General features: G+C 56.7%; 13 protein-coding genes and 2 pseudogenes. 7 read left to right on the plus strand and 8 right to left on the minus strand.

Annotated features, from left to right (window positions below; all coding sequences use genetic code 11):
* Positions 1-7 precede the first annotated feature (7 nt).
* Entirely contained in the window at positions 8-703 is a 696-nt protein-coding gene (locus tag RQH86_RS01785; RefSeq protein ID WP_311238492.1) for a hypothetical protein, read from the plus strand.
* A 770-nt stretch (positions 704-1,473) separates the two neighbouring features.
* Here RQH86_RS01785 and RQH86_RS01790 read toward each other — a convergent pair.
* From RQH86_RS01790 to RQH86_RS01805, 4 genes and pseudogenes are all read right to left on the minus strand, one after another.
* Positions 1,474-1,680, minus strand: a pseudogene (locus tag RQH86_RS01790) (hypothetical protein); the annotation flags it as partial.
* Between the two features lie 185 nt (positions 1,681-1,865).
* Positions 1,866-3,356: a hypothetical protein gene (locus RQH86_RS01795; protein WP_311238490.1), complete on the minus strand. Its 1,491-nt coding sequence runs from the start codon at positions 3,354-3,356 to the stop codon at positions 1,866-1,868.
* Positions 3,357-3,627: 271 nt separating this feature from the next.
* Positions 3,628-4,116, minus strand: a complete 489-nt coding sequence (locus RQH86_RS01800; RefSeq protein ID WP_311238489.1) for a hypothetical protein — start codon at positions 4,114-4,116, stop codon at positions 3,628-3,630.
* 396 nt (positions 4,117-4,512) lie between these two features.
* Positions 4,513-5,097, minus strand: a complete 585-nt coding sequence (locus tag RQH86_RS01805) for a hypothetical protein (protein WP_311238488.1) — start codon at positions 5,095-5,097, stop codon at positions 4,513-4,515.
* A 158-nt stretch (positions 5,098-5,255) separates the two neighbouring features.
* On the opposite strand from RQH86_RS01805, the gene RQH86_RS01810 reads away from it, so the two are divergent.
* From RQH86_RS01810 to RQH86_RS01820, 3 genes are read left to right on the plus strand one after another with little or no spacing between them, the layout of a single operon-like run.
* Positions 5,256-5,930 carry a VWA domain-containing protein gene (locus RQH86_RS01810; RefSeq protein WP_311238487.1) on the plus strand — a complete coding sequence of 225 codons (675 nt, stop codon included), beginning with the start codon at positions 5,256-5,258 and terminating at the stop codon, positions 5,928-5,930.
* Entirely contained in the window at positions 5,930-6,739 is an 810-nt protein-coding gene (locus RQH86_RS01815; protein ID WP_311238486.1) for a PP2C family serine/threonine-protein phosphatase, read from the plus strand. The genes RQH86_RS01810 and RQH86_RS01815 overlap by 1 nt, the downstream gene beginning before the upstream one ends.
* 54 nt (positions 6,740-6,793) lie before the next feature.
* Positions 6,794-8,674 (plus strand): hypothetical protein, encoded by a 1,881-nt coding sequence (locus tag RQH86_RS01820; RefSeq protein ID WP_311238485.1) that lies wholly within the window; start codon positions 6,794-6,796, stop codon positions 8,672-8,674.
* 25 nt (positions 8,675-8,699) lie between these two features.
* Here RQH86_RS01820 and RQH86_RS01825 read toward each other — a convergent pair whose 3' ends face one another.
* The 3 genes and pseudogenes from RQH86_RS01825 to RQH86_RS01835 all read right to left on the minus strand — a co-directional run bounded on the left by RQH86_RS01825 (position 8,700) and on the right by RQH86_RS01835 (position 10,153).
* Positions 8,700-9,542: a hypothetical protein gene (locus tag RQH86_RS01825; protein ID WP_311238502.1), complete on the minus strand. Its 843-nt coding sequence runs from the start codon at positions 9,540-9,542 to the stop codon at positions 8,700-8,702.
* Between the two features lie 144 nt (positions 9,543-9,686).
* Positions 9,687-9,833, minus strand: a pseudogene (locus RQH86_RS01830) (DUF4236 domain-containing protein); the annotation flags it as partial.
* 89 nt (positions 9,834-9,922) lie between these two features.
* Entirely contained in the window at positions 9,923-10,153 is a 231-nt protein-coding gene (locus RQH86_RS01835) for a hypothetical protein (RefSeq protein ID WP_311238484.1), read from the minus strand.
* A 394-nt stretch (positions 10,154-10,547) separates the two neighbouring features.
* On the opposite strand from RQH86_RS01835, the gene RQH86_RS01840 reads away from it, so the two are divergent.
* The gene (locus tag RQH86_RS01840; RefSeq protein WP_311238483.1) at positions 10,548-11,018 is read left to right on the plus strand and encodes a hypothetical protein; all 471 of its coding nucleotides are present in this window, start codon (positions 10,548-10,550) and stop codon (positions 11,016-11,018) included.
* A 92-nt stretch (positions 11,019-11,110) separates the two neighbouring features.
* Here the strand turns inward: RQH86_RS01840 and RQH86_RS01845 are convergent, their stop codons facing one another.
* Entirely contained in the window at positions 11,111-11,848 is a 738-nt protein-coding gene (locus RQH86_RS01845) for a DNA/RNA non-specific endonuclease (RefSeq protein WP_311238482.1), read from the minus strand.
* Between the two features lie 697 nt (positions 11,849-12,545).
* Between RQH86_RS01845 and RQH86_RS01850 the strand changes: the two genes are divergently transcribed.
* On the plus strand, positions 12,546-15,341 hold the full coding sequence (locus RQH86_RS01850) for a type IV secretion protein Rhs (RefSeq protein ID WP_311238481.1): 2,796 nt from the start codon (positions 12,546-12,548) through the stop codon (positions 15,339-15,341).
* Between the two features lie 89 nt (positions 15,342-15,430).
* Positions 15,431-19,324 carry an RHS repeat-associated core domain-containing protein gene (locus tag RQH86_RS01855; protein ID WP_311238501.1) on the plus strand — a complete coding sequence of 1,298 codons (3,894 nt, stop codon included), beginning with the start codon at positions 15,431-15,433 and terminating at the stop codon, positions 19,322-19,324.
* Positions 19,325-19,581 lie beyond the last annotated feature (257 nt).

The raw sequence follows: 19,581 nt of genomic DNA on the forward strand, positions 1-19,581 counted from the left end.
CGAATCTATGGTGGTCAAAGTGGCAATGCGCCGCCTATCCGCGGCAATAAAAGTGCTCTCTGGGCAATACATCGCAACTCCAACGAGTGCGGCAAATACGTGTCTTGCACGTAATGATCTTGAGAAACGCCTCAAGAGAGTTGAAGATCAACTGATTTCGGTCGAGCAGAGGCTTGAGGTGGCGGATGCCCCCCGACTGGCCACTGTTCCCTCACTTTTTAACTTCTTTGTGTCCATGTTTCTGGTTTTGCTGCTGACAGGCGTGTTTTTACTCAGAGATACCAAGGACTTGGCGGAGTACTTCTCTTATGTAATGCCGGTGTTGGCCGCCCTTATTGGGGGCGCGGGTCTATACTTCACACGTGTTGAGCGAGTTGCAGTCTGGATGGGATTTAAGGTCCCGTTGAAATATGACGCGATTTGCTATGCGCTTTCTGTTCTTTTTTTGATTGTCGGAGTTTGTTGCTTCTTGATTTATAAAGAGAGGCTGGCTGTGGCGGGAATGGCAGTGGTGGTTCCACTTGCGCTTATTCATGCGGGGACTGGTCTATGGGTTCAAGTTGGCAGCAAGAGTAAGTCGCGATTTGCATTTTGGTTTTGGATTTTTTTGACAATTACCCTGGCCGTTACTAGCTTCTACTGGATAGGATGGATAGCTGATGCATTTGGCCTGGTCCCAGATGGTTCGAGTCGCTCGCCCTAGAGCGGTTCAGTTACCGGAGTGTCAAAAGCTTAATCAAGCCTGCAATAGGGATTGTCAGAATAGATAGCACCACAAATTCGGGTGATCCAAGAAATTTTGTGAGAAATGACCGCATCCTTTGAGTTGTTTTCATTTCGTTGCGCTGCTGGGAGGTTTTTGCATCCTGTCACATGTCTGTGCTTTGTCAAATCTGATCTTTTGGAGGATGAATGTCGATCGATTCTAGAATAAAGGAGTCTCGCTGCAGGAAAGCGATGGCGTCTGCAAGGCGAATCAAAGAAGAGATTTGCTCTATTGAGAAAAAATCTACTCAATCGAACTGGGAAAGGGCTCAGATAGCTCGCCTCTATCGAAGGCTGGCGGCAGCGGAGAGGAGTGCGTCTCTATGCTGTCGGGATCATCTCCTTTAGGAGTTGAAGGAAATATTGGATGGCAAGCCACAAGTTGAAAAGCGGAAGCGAAAGATTTAGAAATTATTTTAGACTCTTAGCGCTTTTCTGAGTGGTGAAAGCATTCTGAGAGCCGGTTGCGGGGTCTCATCGCCTTCTTGCGGCCTGCGTGCAGCGCCCAGGCGTCGGGGCGCGAGTTGGTCCTGACCGTGGACGTGGGGTATCCGGATCGGGGTGGACGTGATTGGTCAAGAGTGTATGAACGCTGTTGGCTTTGGCTTGAGAAGCCGTATCTTGGCCCTTGATGAATATCGTCAGGGCAATTGAACGGTAGCGAGTCCGATGGCTAACGGATGCGGGTATTGGACTAGTGACAGCGTTTTACTGAGTCAACTGCGCATACCTGACAAATAGGAACATCGGCAGCCCAGTCAGCAGTGCGAAGGCCCCGAACGCGCCGAGCAGCGTCATCAGCGTCATGACCCACCATTGCCACCAAGAGAACCCGGTGTCCCTAGTCTGAGCAACGTCCGCATCTGCGTGCATAGCAAAAACCGCTTTCCTGCTTGCGCGTTTTGCCACGAGCGGCCAGCGAAGAATCCGAGCTATCTGAGCAACGACAAATTGTTCTGGTTCGAGCGCGTGGCGCCATTCGCGCCCGGAACGCAAGATGCGCATGGCGAGTGAGAGAGGCGCGAGCTAGTTTGGCGCAGCCCTCTACTCTCACTTGTTTTAGAACTGTGAATGCTGCTTTCCGGAGAGATTAATGGGAATTACTGACCCGATGTCATCGGGAATCGAATCCTGAGGCGTTCCCTCAAATTTTTCCATTCGCCCTCAAACATCGCGGCCGCCGGCCCCTCGCTGGATAAGTTGGCTTCGTTCAAAAACTGTGGAAAAAGGTAGCCATTAAAGCGCTGAGAGGCTTTGTTCGTGAAGATATGCAACCCATGCTGGCTGACGGAGTCGACTACCCGTGGCAATGCCGCGCATCCGACAATGGCAAATGGGTAACGTTGCGAGATGCTGGCATCCATCCCGCGCTCGCATAGCTCTTGCTCCACGAGGCTGGTAAGGGTATCTACTGCCTTCTGGCCAAATAGGATCCAGTCTTCAAGGGTGACAATAAGGGAATAGATAGGCCCATCAGGCAGATTGATTCCTGCGCCGCCTGACGTTACGTCGATGATATTTCGGTAGTTCTGGACTACGGCTTGCGCTAGGCGCTTCAGGCCATGCTCCAAATCGCCAGGGCTAGCCGCAAGCTGTGCCGAGATGGGCATCCTCATGGTCTTGCATTCCACGAAGACGGTGGTGGTCGCGTCTTTGAGAATCCAGTCGCTACCGTGTCGCTGGGAACCGGCCACGGTGTAGGGGGCAGGGCGCTCGGCGGTCGTCGTGCCAGTGAGGTGATCAAAGCAGTCGCCCACCAAATCCTCGAATGCATCTCCGTAGGCTTGGGCAAAGCCCTCCGCGTTCGCAAGGTCATAAAAGAGTCCTGCGAGTAGTCGCTTGCCCAGAAGTGACGGGCGTGGACAGGAAAGCCTAGTCGGGGCGTCGGATCGCAGCAGAATTAAGGGTTTCACCGCTACAGGATTAGGGGTGTAGTCCCAGGACGAGTCATGACGTGCATCCAGGAGGCAGCGGTTACGCAACAGCTTGGGCGTGGCGCTTATCGCAGCTACCCTTGCTGTCACTGCCGCGACGTCCAAGTCGAGTGCGGTCAGCTGTGACAGCAACGGGACTTCATAGTTGCTCATGAAGAGCGCTTGCGTGGCTCCGGCGAAGAGAAAGTAATCTTCAGATGTTAGGCCCAACGCGTTGTAAACGACGTCGGAGAGGCGACCACGCTTGTAGAGAGACCAGTAGCGCCCAAGATATGAGGATCCGAAGCGATCGAAGTGAGGCAGCTGTTGATGCCCGATACGGTGCATTGTGGTCCAGATGTCTAAGTCACACTTTGCTTTGAAATCGCTGTAGCTGCGAATAGCGTTATGGAGTGTGCCAAGGTCATTCCAGTCCCGTAGCGAGCGGCGCGCGCCTTTCGAAGCACCTGCGTGAAGAAGCACCTCTCTGAGGTAGAGGTCCAGGTAGAACTCCTGGACGCTCGGCTTCATTTGATTTTGAAAACCTTGCCGCGAGTGCGCATACTCAAAGGGGAGGTTGTATCCATAACCGACATGTAAGCTGTATGCCCAGATATGAATGATGGAATCTCGCAGCCCATAGGAAGAGGCAATCTTGGCAAGCTGGTTGTAGGTCACATCTGGCCTCCTTCGGTAGGCTCATATTGTCTCTCTACCTGTTCGAAATGAGGCTGGCGCAACAAATTAATGGCTGCGGATTGGCAGTCCTCGAACGTCTAATAACTGACAAAGATGGGCTTTCTGTGATTCCTCTGCAGCGAGTGATTTTCCGAGTCTCGGCTTCTTTGTTGCAGGCTTATGGCGCAGTCAGTATAAGGGCCGATGCGAAAATTCTGCTCATGGGATTCTAGTAGAACCTGCCGCCAAGGCAGCAGGTACCGATTAACTACTATTCTTTGCTAAACAGCGGGGCGTCGCCAATCAGCTTGCCGGTCCGACGTTCTTGCAGCCAGACGTGGTAGACAGGATACCTTACTTTCGCGGACCAAGGGACTAGGTCATTGGCGACTGCAGTGCCATCCGGAGCAATGCAATACAGTGCGTCCGTGTCCCCGTAAATGTGCCCCCAGATTCCGATCAGGCTACCTTCGCCAACACTGATTGATCCGATGACTTTAGATTCCGAGTTTAAATCCAGTGGGTGAGGAACGCGAATTTCCCAGCCGTATTTCGAGTTCACAGCCAGCACTTCCGAATTCGCGAGCATGGTCATAACACCAGTTCTATCCCCCGTCAGGGCCAGCACCTTCGGCACCACATTTTCCGCCGTTCCTACCAGGCTGCATCGCAGCCACCACGCATCGCGAGCGTAGAGCAACGTCCCTTCGGGCAAAAGTTCAGCTTGAGCGGGATAAAAGACATCTGCGGGAAAGCTCATTACCATCTCCTTGGCAACCCCGGCCAGTCCAGGGCCTATGTAAATCCTAGCACTTTGTGGGAAGCTCCTGCATAGAGGGGGGCTAGTTCCTGTCAGTAGTAGGCTAGCGAGGCACAGCAACAAGCAATACATCCCGCTGGAACTGTGAAAGGTCATCCGTACTGCAGAGATGTTGGCTGTCTGTTTGCTGCGCGCTTACCGTATGCTCAGACAGTGCTGCCACCGGTGACTCGGCCAGCTGCGGAGTAGCTGACTTGGAAAGTTCCGGAGCTCTAGGCCTTCTCGAAGCGGCTGGTGACGGTGTGTTGGTGCTTCGCTTCACTCAGCAGGGTGAACGCGCCGAGCAGGATGAGCAGAGTTATTTGGCGACTCTTGAGTCATATCGAGGGCGTGTCCTCAGAAGCCCTTTAGCTTGCTCTTGGGCAAACGCTTGAGAGCAATCTGCTGGTCACTGACCCTGACCTCAGCAAGTGGTCCTTTCAAGGCTCCGAGCTGTAAGGCACCAGATTCCCCGATGGTTAACGAGCTCAACCTGGACGACTGCTTGGCGTTTCGGTCGTAAGCAATGGCAATGAGGCCGTGGGCATTGAATACCAAAGCGCTGGCTCCAATAGCCATGCAGCCAGCGGAAGCCTTCTTCGCACCGGCGTCCACCATGACGAAGCGAAATCCTTTGAACGTCATGTCCGCACTGACGTGCCATCCCGCGTTGATAGCCGCCTTGGCCTCAGGGGACGGGTTGGGCAGCGACGACAGAGGGCATCGCTCGTCGGCCTGCAGGGGGTGCTTTACCGGCGGCAGCTGAGTGGTGGGCACCAGCCTCAGGGAACCGACGCGCTCGGTCGAAAAAGCAGGGGTTCCTGCATTCAACGGAGGTGTCACTGATGAGTTCGCTGCGGTTTCTACTGTCGTCTTATCTGGCGCGCTCTCTACATCAGCAGTGCGAAGCGCTAGCGCTGCCGCCATGGTGAGGATAATCACTGCAGAAACAGCTAAGGGAGTCCAATCCGCAGTTTGTTGCGGTGCCCAAGCTGGCAATGAGGTAGGGGTAGGGCGAGTCACCATGGCCCATCATAGATTGGGTTGATTGGCGGAGCTATGATGGCGCTTCAAGCCAATGGACAGGGAGATCCAGCGTAATGAACGATTTTGAACAGGTGCCTTTTGGCGCCAGCGATTTTGCGGAGAACCCAGAGAACCGGTGCGCCTGCCTGCTGCTGCTGGACACCTCAGGTTCCATGGGCGGCAAGCCCATCGAGCAGCTCAACGCGGGCCTGCTGCAGTTCCAGGAAGAACTGAACTCGGACTCGCTCGCCGCCAAGCGGGTGGAGGTCGCCATTGTCACCTTCGGTCCGGTCCAGACCGTGACGGACTTTGTCACGGCAGACAGCTTTTATCCTCCCGTGCTGTCGTGCACTGGGGACACCCCGATGGGCGCAGCGATCGAGCAAGGCTTGGAGATGGTTCGGCAACGCAAGGAGATCTACAAAGCCAATGGCGTTTCCTACTACCGACCTTGGGTGTTTCTCCTCACCGATGGTTCGCCGACCGACGCATGGCAACGCGCTGCAGCTTTGGTTCGGGAAGGGGAAGCAACGAAGAACTTCCAGTTTTTCGCGGTTGGCGTGCAGGGGGCAGACATGGACATCCTCGGCCAAATCTCGACGCGCGCACCGCTGCATCTGAAGGGGCTCCAGTTCAAGGAACTCTTCAAGTGGCTGTCCAACTCTATGAGCGCGGTGTCCCGTTCGACCCCTGGAGATAATGTGCCTCTGGTCAACCCCGCTGCCCCGGACGGCTGGGCCAGCGTGTAATGGATCTCCAGGATTGGCGCGTCGTTGCAGCCTCATCCATTGGCACATCCCACATCAAGTTTGGAACGGACTGCCAGGACGCCTATGAACAGGAGTTCTTTCCAGAGAGCGGCACTGTGCTCTTGGTGGCGTCCGATGGCGCGGGAAGTGCATCTCAATCAGAAACCGGTGCGAAGCTGGCGACGGCGGAGGTTCGGGACTGTGTGCGCCACCACTTTGAAGACGGCCATGGCGTTGAAGAGATAACGCGGAACGTGGTCTTGAACTGGCTCGCCGGCGTTACGACCCGTATTGCGCACAGGGCTGTGGCCGACGGGTTGGAGGTCAGAGAGTATGCCTGCACGTTGGTGGCGGCCATCGTCTCCCCGACGCATGCATGCTTCTTCCAGGTGGGCGACGGGGCCATTGTTATTCGCCCTCGCGGCGATGATTGGGCCTATGTGTTTTGGCCCCAGCACGGGGAATACATCAACACGACCGTCTTCGTCACCGATCCGGCTGCCGTTTTGAACGCGGAGTTCTCCTGCAATGTGGGCGCGGTGGATGAGGTCGCGGTGTTCACCGATGGCATCGAAGCATTGGTGCTCCACCAGGCCACGCAAAGCGTTCATTCGCCTTTCTTCGACAAAATATTTGCTCCCGTTCGCGCGTTGGAAAGCCCGGGCTACAGCGAAGAATTGTCCTCCAAGCTGGAAGCTTATCTTGCCTCGCCGGTGATCTGCGAGCGGACGGACGACGACAAGACGCTCCTGCTTGCCAGTCGGCTGGCGAAGCTACCAGACGCACCGGCGTCAGTAGAGGACGCCTAAGTGGTCTCAGCTGCTCTGGTTGGTAAATCAGGACCGGTCCGGCTAGGAAAGCAGTTGGGCAAGGGGGGAGAGGGAACGGTCTTCGAGATCGAAGGAAGGCCGGACTCAGCTGCCAAGATCTATTTGGCGGCGATCAGCAGTGAGAGAGCTGACAAGCTGGTGGCCATGGCTGCCCTTCGGACCACGGCGCTGGATCAGCTCACCGCCTGGCCCACTGACGTCTTGCGGCAATCCGATGGCAAGGTCTGTGGCTTCGTCATGGCCAACCTTCGTGCGTCGAAGGACATTCATAAGCTCTACAGTCCGAAAAGCCGTCTAGCGGAATTTCCCCAGGCCGACTGGAGACTGGTCGTTCGCGCCGCTTTGAACACGGCCCGAGCTTTCTCGGTTATTCACCAGGCGGGTCACTTGGTTGGGGATGTCAATCACGGAGGCGTGCGGGTGTCACCCGATGCGACCGTGAAGCTGATCGACACGGACAGCTTCCAGATTTCGCACCAAGGGCGCACCTTCCTCTGTGAGGTCGGCGTTCAAGACTTTACGCCGCCCGAGCTCCACGGAAAGGCCTTCAAACAAGTCACACGAACCGCCAACCATGACAACTTCGGCTTGGCCGTCCTGATTTTTCAGATGCTCATGAACGGTCGGCATCCCTTTGCTGGCCGATACAGCGGGCCGGGCGACATGCCAATCGAGAAGGCGATCCCTGAGTTCCGCTACGCCTACGGCAAAGACACTGCGCGCACCCGCATGAAGCCCCCGCCATTGAGTGCCTCGCCGGCCGCGGCATCGCCTTGGGTTGCAGACCTCTGGGAAAAGGCCTTTGGCATCGAGGGGGCCAAGCCGGGCGGGCGGCCCAAGGCAGAAGACTGGGTCCAGGCCCTGACGAAGCTGGAGCAGCACTTCAAACGGTGTTCTTCCAGGCCGTCCCATTCCTATTTCAATGGGCTGGCTGAGTGCCCATGGTGTCCAATTGAACGCGCCGGGATTTCGCTCTTTGGCGGTGCAGCGGTCGTCATCCCCAAGCTGGCCTCCGGTCCCTTCAACCTGGATGCGATTTGGCGAGATATCACGACAGCAGTGTTGCCACCCATGCATGCGCTGCCTCAGGTGAAGGCAGTGCCTGCCAATCCCCAGATTCAAGCATTGGGCCGCAGGCACACCTTCTGGAAAACGACCGGGTGGCTGGTGGGGCTGCTTATTGTGGTGCTTGGCATCGCGCTTTCTGCGGTGCTAGCCCCCGTGTGGGCGTGTCTGGGGTGGGCGATGGGCGCGTGGGTCAACAGCCGTGGCCGTTCGGACTTCGCACCACTGGCGTCCGGCTATAAGCAAGCGAAAGCCCAATACGACGGGCTCGTCGCTCGATGGAAGCAAGAGCAAGCGGACACTCAGCTTCAAGCGAAGCAGAATCAGCTTCGTCCGCTGCGGGATGAGCATGCCGGTCTGCAGGCGGAACGAGAAAGGCGTTATCGAGCGCTGTCCAACAATCGCGAACAGATCGCACGCAAACAGTTCTTGGATCAGTTCGAGATTGAGCGAGCCACTATTCCGGGCATCGGGGCGGCGAAGAAAGTCATGCTGGAATCGTTTGGCATCGAGACGGCAGCAGATGTGAATCGCAATGCGGTTCTAAACGTTCCGGGGTTTGGGCCCGCGCTGACCGACCGCCTTATGAAGTGGCGGCAGGAAAAAGAAGCACGATTCCACTTCAACCCGAACTCAGCAATCGATCCCAGGCAGGTCGCGGATCTAGATCGAACCATTCAAGCAAGAAGGGCCCAAATCGAGGCAGACCTGGTGGCCGGCCGCAGTGCCATTCTCCAGATGCGACAGGCCGCGATGGCTCGTCGCAGGTCTTTAGAGGAAGCCATGAGTGCCGCGGTGGAAGATTTCTCACAGAGGACAGCAGACGCTAGGGCTGCCGGGGTTCTTTAAAAGTCATTGCTGACAGAGGCGATCGCTAGGGCAGCTCTCTAGGCATGACTCGGGATAGGCCCTCAATGGCTGAGGCGAACCCAGCGGCTGATCCCAGACGAGAAATCTGTAGTAGCTCGTTGAGGCCGGTGTCGCTGCGCAGGGCGACCTCTTCGTATTGGCATACCGGCAGCTCCCGATTGTCCTTGAAGCGGCGGTCAGGGCCTCCTTTCTTATTGACGTAACGCCATGTCCGATCCACAACCATTGCATCACGCGGAACGCTGCCATCCTCAATAAAGCGAGTGGATGACACCAGCACCTGTAGCTCTTTGTAGCCCACCGCGCCAACGCCATTCGCGTCGTAGATCAGAACACGGTCCGGGAAAAAATGGAGTGCCTGGGTTCCGACATTGACGGCGATGGTCTTGATGTTCGTTTTGACAAATGGGGGCGGTGCTGAGGCAAAGCGCGTCGGCTTGCGCTTAACAAGGGTTCCAGCCCCAGCGTGGTATTTCCGGTCGAAGACCTTGGCGTGGGAGGACACGTGCCACGTGGCATAAGCGGAGGCCATGGTTTGGGCTCCTGCGTGGAGTGCTTCCAATGCCTTCTCCATCGGCTCGTCCAGCTCATACATCAGAACTACCGTCTTCCGGAGTTGGTCCTTCAAATGCGCTGCGATAATGCCTCCCACGCTCAAGAGAGCCAGCATAACCAGCGCCCAGTCCGGGGCTTCGTTGCCAGTCGCAATCAAAAGCACCAGCGCCGAAACCATAGCGACGCCTGGCCACATGCGCCATCTCTTTTTCTTTGCATTGAGCTCTTCCAGCAATGCCTGCGAGGACGAGTCCACAATCGTGGTCGCGTCGGCCGAATCTATGTCGACCATCGGGCCATGGGTGCGCGAAATCTCAGGCGATTGTGGGTTTGAAGGCGGGGAGGGCTGGGCGCCAGAGACGGGGCGAACGGAGCCGCGTGGTGTCACCGGGCGAGGACGTGTGGCTCCCGGAGGGATGGTTGCGCGGTAGTAAATGCCGCGTGCGCCCATATGCACGTAATTACCCCGCGGACCAGTTCCGACCCGGAGCCCCTTGATTCCGGCCGAGACGCCAATCCCGCCCTTCGACAAGTTGAACCGCAGAGGTCCAACCCTTACGCTTTTGCGCAGATAAAGTCCCATGTTCAGGCCCCCCTAGGCCTCCGTGCCAGATGCTTGTATAGCATGTGACTCCACTTCAGTAGCGGGTTCGGGGCGCCTCGATGGTTCCGCTATTCGTCAGCGTTCGGCATCAATAACTTTTGGACGCGCGCAGCACGCACCTTGGGCTCCAGCTTAGATAGCGCCACCAAGACCTTTGCCAGTTGGTCCTGTTGTCGATCGCTTTGCTCTCCCAACGCCAAGATTGCGTCGGCCATACCGTGGCTGCTGGCCAATAAGAAAGCCGGCGGCACTTCGAGCGTTCCGGCCATCTCAAAAAATGCCTCAAGGCTGATAGACATGGCTCCGGATTCATACTGGGAGATCCGCGCCGCCGACGCCATTGGCAGTGAGGTAACTCCCTCCGGCGCGGATGTTGCCAGGACCGTCATAGCGGTCAATGTAACCGACCCTCAAAGTGAGTAGCGGGGCTTGGCTTTTCGCGTTGAGACCGTCGTTGACTTGCTTTGTCTTTGAGGGGCGAATTGATCAACGCCAGGGATGAAAGCGTGTTATCGACCGATCGTCAGTAATGTTGAGCATGAAAGATCCAACCCTGCAAACTGGCGCACATTTTTTGCGCTGTTGCGTCTCTTCTGGTGCGACAGCAGGCTGATCCACTTGACCCCGGCACACGCCTTTTAAGGCGAAGAGCCGCACTAGCCAAAACACATCGACACCTTCAGGAGAGAGAGCATGGGTGAACTGCACTTGGATGCGAACAGCATCTTCAACGGTATTTTGGTCGTGGTGTTGGCGACAGGGGGAAGTTGGACACTGGGGTGGGCCTGGGGGCGGCTTGGTCTTTTAAGTGACCGAATGAATTTGAAGATTCTGCGTGCAGAGCTAAGAAAAGTAGTGGAACTGCAAGGGAATCCTGCGAAGACGGCGGTTTTTCTTTTGGAACAGGTGCTTTTCTGCCTTGCAATCATAGGTATCGGGGCGGCCTATGCTGCTCTCGCGTTCTTCGACGGGGGAATGAAGTGGGTTGTTCCAGGTTTGGCTTTCCTTAGCCTGTCGATTTATGGCTTTGCAATCTATGCGATCGGCATACTCGTTCGACTGCGTAAAGGTCCGGCGTATGTGCAGCGGCAAGAAGCCAGGATTGCGGCGGTTGAGGAAAAGCTTGGGCGAACGCAAGTTGGGAAAGAAAAAGTTAGGGATTGATGGGTTGTCTGTTCGGCAGCTACCAGCATTAGCTCGGCAAAAAGTTAGAAGAGGCTCCGCAGCCGGGGCCTCTTCTTTGCGTTTCGCAAGACTTAGCTCAAGTCACAACCGCTGGGCTGCGGCCAGGTAGTAGCTGGCAACATCGCCTTGACGTTTGCCGGTGCTGAGATGCCAATCGTGCTGGCGCCAAACGTGTCTTCTAGCTCGTTGATGCTGACGATGTAGCTGTCCAGCGACCCGAGCGTGGCACTGTTCGGAATCAGCCAGCTGATGGCCCGCGAGCCACCGCTGGGATTGGCAGTGATGATGGTCTTCCAGAAGAAATCTGGGGTGCGGATGCCATGGCTTGTCAGGAAGTAATCGTTGGTGGTGTCGCTGTAGATGACGCCGCCATAGACCTGGACGCTGGCGATATCGCGGTAACACTCGGCGACTTCTTCCGCCCGCACCCAGATGCCCTGGTTGAAGCTGGCCACCTGCGGCACGATGTTGGACATCAAGTTTGCCCGGCGAATGTAGGTGGCGTTGTAGTCCATGTGATTGGACGTAACCAGATGTCCCCGGTCGTATCCCGAACGCACGCTGGCGTAGGAGGCGCTGGACGTCTGGCCGGCGCAGCCGCTGGGCAGCTCTGTATCCAGGTTGAAGCTCGACGGGCGAGCCGCCGAGCCGTTGTCCGCCTGCAGCACATATTCGTAACGTAGCGCGGTGCGGTTCGTGCAGTCGTAGCTCAAGGTGTAGCCACCCTTGTTGAGCGTGACCACCTGGGCTTGGGCACCCGCACTGAACGTGGTGAGCAGCAAGGCGGTGAGGAAGAATCGGAATCGCATAGCAGCACATCTCCTTATGTTTCTGGGGGACGCACGAACCCACCAAACACCGGACAAGGCCGTTGCCTGTTGAAGGACGCGCGAATTGACGGAGGTGAAACAGACAGCCGAAGGCAGCCCAGCTGGGCGAGTTGTGGGGTTACGCCGCGCCCCTGTAGCCACGATGTGGCGCGCGGTCATCATTTGTATCTAACAAACGAGCTCTAGCGTCAATCCCTTATTTCTGAAGGTGTGACCAAACGCCCTGAGCCGAGGTTTGCGGGCCGAACTGCGCAACAAGAAAAGCGGCACGTGCGGCGTGTCGTAAACATGTCTATAAGCATCGTCATTCCGTGTCAGATAACCGCTGAAAACAGCGTCAGAATTTTCTGAATCCAGCGTAGGGATACTGCTCTTAGCGCCATCTTTCGTGAGCTATTCCTCATAACGTCAAGAGCTTGTATTGCTGTCTCCCGGCTCCTGCAGACGCAAGCAAGCAATGGCGGGTGGTTGACATCGAATTGGCGTCGCGCAACCTTAGATGGCGTGGGGGTATTGGGGAATGACCTCGCGGTCGCGCTTCGCGCACCCTCCGCATTCTTTGAACACGAAAACCTGCCAATGGTTTGGCTGGGCATGCGTTGTCATGCCTCGCCTTTGCATGAGCGCGAGTTCGTGGGAGCGAGGAGGTCTACCCAGATCTCGATCAGTCATCAACTTGGAAAATGCTATGGAATCGGGCACGACCTCGCGCCGGACGCGCGCGATTGGACTGGGGCTGGCTGCGCTGGCAGGGATCTTGCCCGCAGCAGGATTGGCCGAGAACGTCTACGACGACTACGGCAAGCTGATTCAGTCCGGGGCTGTGGTCGCAAGTCCAGGTGACAAGCTCTTCGGAGACAACATCAACCTCTATACGGGCTCGATGGAAATCACCCAGACCGACGTCGACTTAAAGGGGAACAATGCTCTACAAGTCCGGGTAGGGCGTCGGTTCGCGGTGGGTAGTCCGAGCAGGGGGCACTTCAACCTCTGGGACTTGGATATTCCCAACATGCACGGAGTCTTCGCCTTTCCAGGCGGCAACACCGCGCCCGACGGCTGGGCAATAAACGGGACCAGAGACACCGCTTACAACCGGTGCAGCAGCTACAGCGTGCCCCCGGCTGCCCAAAACCAAGGTGGGATCTTTGAGTCGTCCGAGTTCTGGCGCGGCAACTTTCTCTATCGCCCTGGAAGCGGCGATCAGGAACTACTGCGAGCTTCTGCTCAAGCACTTCTTCCAAACGACGGGCGCCGTTACCCCATTGTTTTGAAGGATGGCTCTGCTGTCCGTTGTCTAGCAGCATTGGACGGGGCCAGCGAATCGGGCGTTCGTGGTGAAGGATTTGAGTTGGTTGACACACAAGGCAGTGTGTATGCATTCAATCACATGGTCACGCGCTCCTATCCAGCGCTGGCAAAGTCTTCCCCTGGCCCACAGTCCATTTCTGCAGGTGCTGCAATGAGCACTGCCAGCGTTGGCAACATCGTTCCGATGGTTGCCAATGACTACATACTGGTTCGCAGGGAAGTTCTGATCTATCCCACGCGGGTGACAGATCGTTTTGGTAACACGGTGACTTACAACTGGAATCCAGGGGCACCCTGGCAACTGTTGAGCATTGTCGCTAGCGATGGACGCCGCATAGACCTTTCATATGCCGGGGGAGATGGCACCGTTATTACCTCGATAACCACCGGTGGACGCTCGTGGTCATATGGATACGGTGCGACGGTAGATACGGTGACCTTGCCAGACGGAAGCAGTTGGACGCTTAATTTGCTCGAATTGTCTCGTGCGCGCGTAACTTACGGCCAGCCGCCTGGCTGCGACAACATACGCCCTTGGTCGGGTGGCACTAGAGTGGGAAGCATTACTGCTCCCACCGGTGCTCGCAGCGATTACACGATCAATTCCATGCTGATGGGACGGTCGTGGGTGCCCAGGGTTTGCAGGAGAGAAGAAGCCTACTCTGACATCCCCTACCAGTTCTATGTCATGGCAGTTACCAGTCGGCGTATCTCCGGCCCCGGGTTGCCGTCGCAGGGCCTCACCTGGACGTATGACTACGGCACACCAAACAACTGCTGGCAGCCAAGCCCCAACCCAAGCCCCAGCGACCCTGCCAAATACGTCGAGTGCAATGCCGGCTCCCCCATCACTCGAGACATCACAGTTAAAGACCCTGCGGGACAGAGCACACGTTATCGGTTTGGAAATCGTTATTGGTCCAACGAAGGCTTATTACTCCAGCAGGACTTCGGTTGGAATGGTTCTACAGCCGTTCGCACGCGGATGACCGATTACGCTGCATTTGATGCGGCTCCCTATGCGGCGCGAACGATGTATCCGGGCGGCAACTATGGCGATAACACGGTGGCGGCCAGGCAGCGGCCCATGCGTCAGGTGATCACGATCGACAAAGGCGACCAGTTTGTTTGGCGCGTCGCCGACTGCAGCGGCCAGCCGTGTTTTGACGAGTTCGCAAGACCAACCCGCATTGAGCGTTTCAGTCCCTGGCACAGCCGAACCGACGAAACCACGTATTACGACGAGCGTGGTGCTTGGGTCTTGGGGCAAACCGCCGTTGCTCGCAACATCAACACGGGCATCGCCACCTCTCAGGTCGACTACGGCAGCAACGCGTTGCCCCAGACGGAGCGGCGCAATGGGAAGCTGGTTGCAACCTATACCTACAATCCCGATGGGACCCTAGCCCAAGTCAAGGATGGCTTAGGAAATGCAACGACCCTGTCTGGTTGGAAGCGCGGCATTCCCCAGACGGTTGCGAATCCCGATGGCACAGCCAAGTCCGCTTCTGTGGACGACAACGGTTGGATCCGTCAGACCAACGATGAGAATGGATTTGCGACCACGTATGGTTACGACGCGATGGGGCGACTCAATGCCACAAACTACCCATCGGGTGACAGTACAGCCTGGCACTCAACGGCACAGACGTTTGAAAGAGTGGGTAGCGACGAATACGGCATCGGTGCCGGCCACTGGCGCCAAATCGTCACCACTGGCAATGCCCAGAAAATTACCTACTTTGATGCGCTGTGGCAGCCGTTGTTGACGCGGGAATACGACGCGGCAAATGGGTCAGGAACGTTGCGCGTCAAGCGCTTCGTCTACGACCACGAGGGTCGAGCTGTCTTTGCGTCCTATCCAAGCGGAAATGAAACCGCCAGCATCGGCGTCTGGACAGAATTCGACGTGGTGGGTCGGCCGACGGCCGTGTCGCAGGACAGCGAGCAGGGGCTTCTGACCACGATCACGCAGTATCTGCCTGGCGCGCAAACTCTGGTCACCAACCCGCGTGGTGCTCAGACGCGCACCGGCTACCAAGTATTCGATCAACCGGTCTATGACGCACCTGTCTGGGTGCAGCTACCAGAGTCCAGCAGGACCAACATTGCTCGCGATGTCTTCGGAAAAGCCATCAAGATTGAGCGGGGAGCGCAATGAACCAGTGCATGGAAGCGGTTGAGCACGTAATGGAGAACTGTCAGATGAGTTCTGCTGAAACATCGAAGATCTTTCAGCTGTTGTGGGGGATGATTGCTTTGCTGCTGCTTTTAGTGATTCCTGGCTTTGCAGAAGCAGCTAAGCAATGCCCAGATGGATCGCCGGCAGGTCGAGGTAACCTTTGTCCTGATATCCCGCTCAATGACGCGAGGTGGGTCGGCTACAGCGTGCCGGGTCAGATGGTGGTTGGCCAAACCTATGCTACCAGCGCAACTTACAAGAATGTCGGCGACCAGCAGTGGGGCTCGGGCATCGGGCACAAGCTTGGTTACGGCGGTAGTTCGGTTCCAGTGAGTCCTTGGGGAATTTCCAGGGTTGAGTTGCCGGGCGCAGTCTCAATTGATAGCACGGTCACCTTCAACTTCAACGTCACTGCACCTACAACGCCTGGGCAATATCAGTTTGTCTGGGGGATGGTGCAGGAGGGCAAGGAATGGTTTGGTGGCTTTGGCTCTCAGACGGTCCAGGTCATCCCATCGCTGATCAAAGGTAACATCGACAGCGTCACCTACGGCTCAATCGCTGGCTGGGCCTGTTCAACTAATTTGAACCGCTCCGTTGATGTGCATATGTATCTCGGCGGCCCTGCGGGCTTGGGAACCTTTGCTGGGGCTACGGCAGCGACGTTGCCAAGTGACGCCGGTATTGCAAACGCCTGTAGTGCTTCTGGCAGCAACTACCGCTTCTCGTTCCCCATTGATGAGAACTTCATCATCCAGAACGGCGGTAAACCCATCTATATCCATGGGCTGTCTCCGGTAGGCGCATCGAACGACACCATTTCTGGGTCGGGCGCAGTGGCGGTGCCTGCGTCGATTATCAAAGGCAACATCGAAGGAATTCAGAATGGCAGCGCAATAGTTGGATGGGCATGCTCGACTGGCTTGGCTAGATCGGTCGATATCCACATGTATACAGGGGGGGCTGCTGGCAGTGGAACGATTGCCGCCATTGCTAGCGCGAACATCGCGAGTGAGCCAAGCGTAGCCGGCGCTTGTTCTGCGTCGGGCAGCAACTATCGTTTCTCCATCCCCATAACCGAGGATTTGATTCGAAGCCACGGAGGAAGGTCCGTCTACATCCATGGCCTTTCACCCATCGGTGGTGCGAACAACGTCATCGCAGGGTCGGGCGCCGTATCTGTGCCCGCCTCAGTCATCAAAGGGAACATTGAAGGCTTTCAGAATCGAAACATAGTCGGGTGGGCCTGCTCAACGCGACTGAGGCAGTCCATTGAAGTTCATATGTATGCCGGTGGTCCCGCCGGAAGCGGCGCCATGGTCGCTAGTGCGGGCTCGAATCTTGCCAGCGAGCCAGGTGTTGCCAGCGCATGTTCTTCGACAGGAAGCAACTATCGTTTTTCTATTCCGATTACCGACGATCTGATCCGTAACTATGGAGGCAAGCCATTTTATATACACGGTCTGTCACCGGTCGGTGGCGCCAATACGACTATTGACGGATCAGGAGTTTTAGCAATTCCGGCGCTTCAGCGCGGTGCCGCGTTCACTTCCCAGAACATGCCTGCGCAACTTTCGACGGGTCGTTCGTTCAACGGGTCGGTTCGCTTCACAAACACGGGCAACGTCACTTGGCGCCAAGGTCAGGGCTACCGCGCAGTGTTGGTCGGTGACACCCGTGGCTGGTCTCCCGGCGAAGTTAGCCTTCCCTCAGACGTGGCGCCTGGCGCAAGCGTGGATTTCACCTTCAACCTGCGGGCGCCCCTGGCTGCAGGAGGCTACAACCTGCGCTGGCGGATGCGAGACTCTGCCGGGGACATCGGAAACGAGTCCAGCAACCAAGTCGTGCAAGTGGTAGCACCACCACCGGTTGAACATGGCGTGGGCCTTGCTGCCCGAAGCTACGTCTACGACGCGAACCAACAGCTGTGCAAAGTGATTGAGCCCGAGAGCGGGTCGACAGTCTTGGCCTACGATGCTGCCGGCAACCTGGCCTGGTCTGCCAGCGGCCTAGACCTTCCGAGCACGACAAGCTGCGACCTGGATGCGGCAGCGAACAGTGGGAGGCGTGTGGCCCGCACCTACGATCCGCGCAACCGGCTCAAGACGCTGCGATTCCCAGATCGCAATGGCGATCAAGATTGGGACTACACGCCGGACAGTCTTCCGTCTCGCGTGAGCACGGTCAACGACACGGGCAACACGACAGTCGTTAACGTCTACAACTACAACAAACGCCGGCAGTTGTTGTCCGAGGTGATTGAGCAGCCAGGAGTCAGCTGGTCATTTGGCTATGGCTACGACGCCAATGGAGCCTTGGCCAGCCAGAGCTATCCCACTGGCACAACCGTAAGCTACGCGCCGAACGCGTTGGGTCAGCCCACGGCTGTTCGTGACCAGGCCGGCAACAGCTATGCCACTGGGATTGCTTATTACCCAAATGGTGCGGCCAGCCAGTTCACTTATGGCAACGGCGTAAACCACTCTTTGGTGCTTAATGCGCGCCAGATGCCGCAGCAGGTGCGGGACTACAACGTTGCCTCCTTTGAGTATCAATACGACGCCAATGGCAACGTTACTGGGATCTTTGATCAGCAGCGTGGAGAGAGCCTCAATCGTTACATGGGCTACGACGGCCTGGATCGCCTCATGGAAGCCGGCTCCGCTCGTTTCGGTGGCGATCATTGGAACCGCTACACCTACGACGTGCTGGATAACATCCTGACGGTAAAGCTGCCGGGCGTCAGCGAGAACAACTATTGGTATGACTCGAAAAATCGTCTGACCAATGTCCAGAACAACGCGGGCGCCACCATCATCGGCTTGGGCTACGACGCACAGGGCAATCTGAAGAACAAAAACGGCCAGGCTTTTGTTTTCGACTATGGCAATCGCCTCAGAGACGTAACGGGTAAGGAGGCTTACCGCTACGACGCTTATGGGCGCCGGGTGTTGTCCGGTGGCTTGTCTACCTTGAACGTTCAAGCGTATAGCCAAGCGGGACAGCTGCTTTATGCAGAAGTGCGTGGCAATGGCAACACCGAATACGTCTACCTTAACGGGAGCTTGCTCGCCACCCGTAACGCTGGGGCCATCAAGTTCCAGCATACCGACGCTCTGAGGAGCCCTATCGCAGTCACGGATACCGCTGGTCAAGTGGTTGATCGGACCGATTACCAGCCCTACGGCAGTCCCATTGGCAAGACGGTTGATGGCATCGGCTACACCGGACACGCTATGGACGGCCTGACCGGTTTGACCTACATGCAGCAGCGCTACTATGACCAGGGCCTTGGGCGGTTCCTGAGCGTGGATCCGGTGGCCGCAGACTCGGTGTTGGCGGCTAACTTCAACCGCTACTGGTATGCGAACAACAATCCGTATCGGTTCACTGACCCGGATGGGCGAGACGGTAGGCTTTTCTGGTCAGCTCCCGATCAAGTGACCTTTACAGTTCCGTGGACGATGACTGGTGTGCCAACATCGAATTTTACGGCTGCTTCTGTCAATGCGCAGATCGCTCAAGATTTCTCTGGAACGACCATGGTAAATGGCGTCAAGGTCACGATGACAGCGCAAGGTGTCTATCAAACAAAAGGGGGCAGAGGCGTCAACGTCGTTAATGTCGTGCCTGATACGGCTAACGTCACTAAAAGTGGACGTTCCGAAACTAACGCTATTGGCGGAAAGAAAGTAACCGTTGGTGCCGGTGGAGCAGATGCGGCAACAACTTTAACGATGTCGCACGAACTTGGTCATGCCGGCGGCGCAGGAGATCAATATGCGGGCGGGGTTGACGCTAACGGAAATAAGCTTCCGGCCAATGTCGCAGGTCCCGCTAATGTGATGAAGGATCTCTCTGGTCAGCCGGCAAATTCTCAGAGCCTCGGAGAGATCATCAATGCCAAGACCAATGTAAACTCCTGTGATAAAGGCGTAAGCGCAGCGAACGGAGGTTGTTAGTGAACAAATTGTCACTTATCGCAAGCATGGTTGGACTTCTTGGAAGCGGTTTTGCAATCGCTTCGCCTACAACCCAGGCGCCAGCTGCGCCTGCCTCACATTGCGAGATTCGTTTGTCGGCATGGTGTATTGCCGAAGGGGCTTACGAAATAAACCGACAGTTGGCTAACGACTCCGTTCATGACAGGGTCTGGTCTATGCGAGGGAGATCCAAGCCTGCATCTAAGGTGATTGTTCTCGAGCCCAATGGATGCAAA

The organism is Xanthomonas sp. WCS2018Noco2-27, from assembly GCF_031843525.1.
Lineage (GTDB): Bacteria > Pseudomonadota > Gammaproteobacteria > Xanthomonadales > Xanthomonadaceae > Xanthomonas.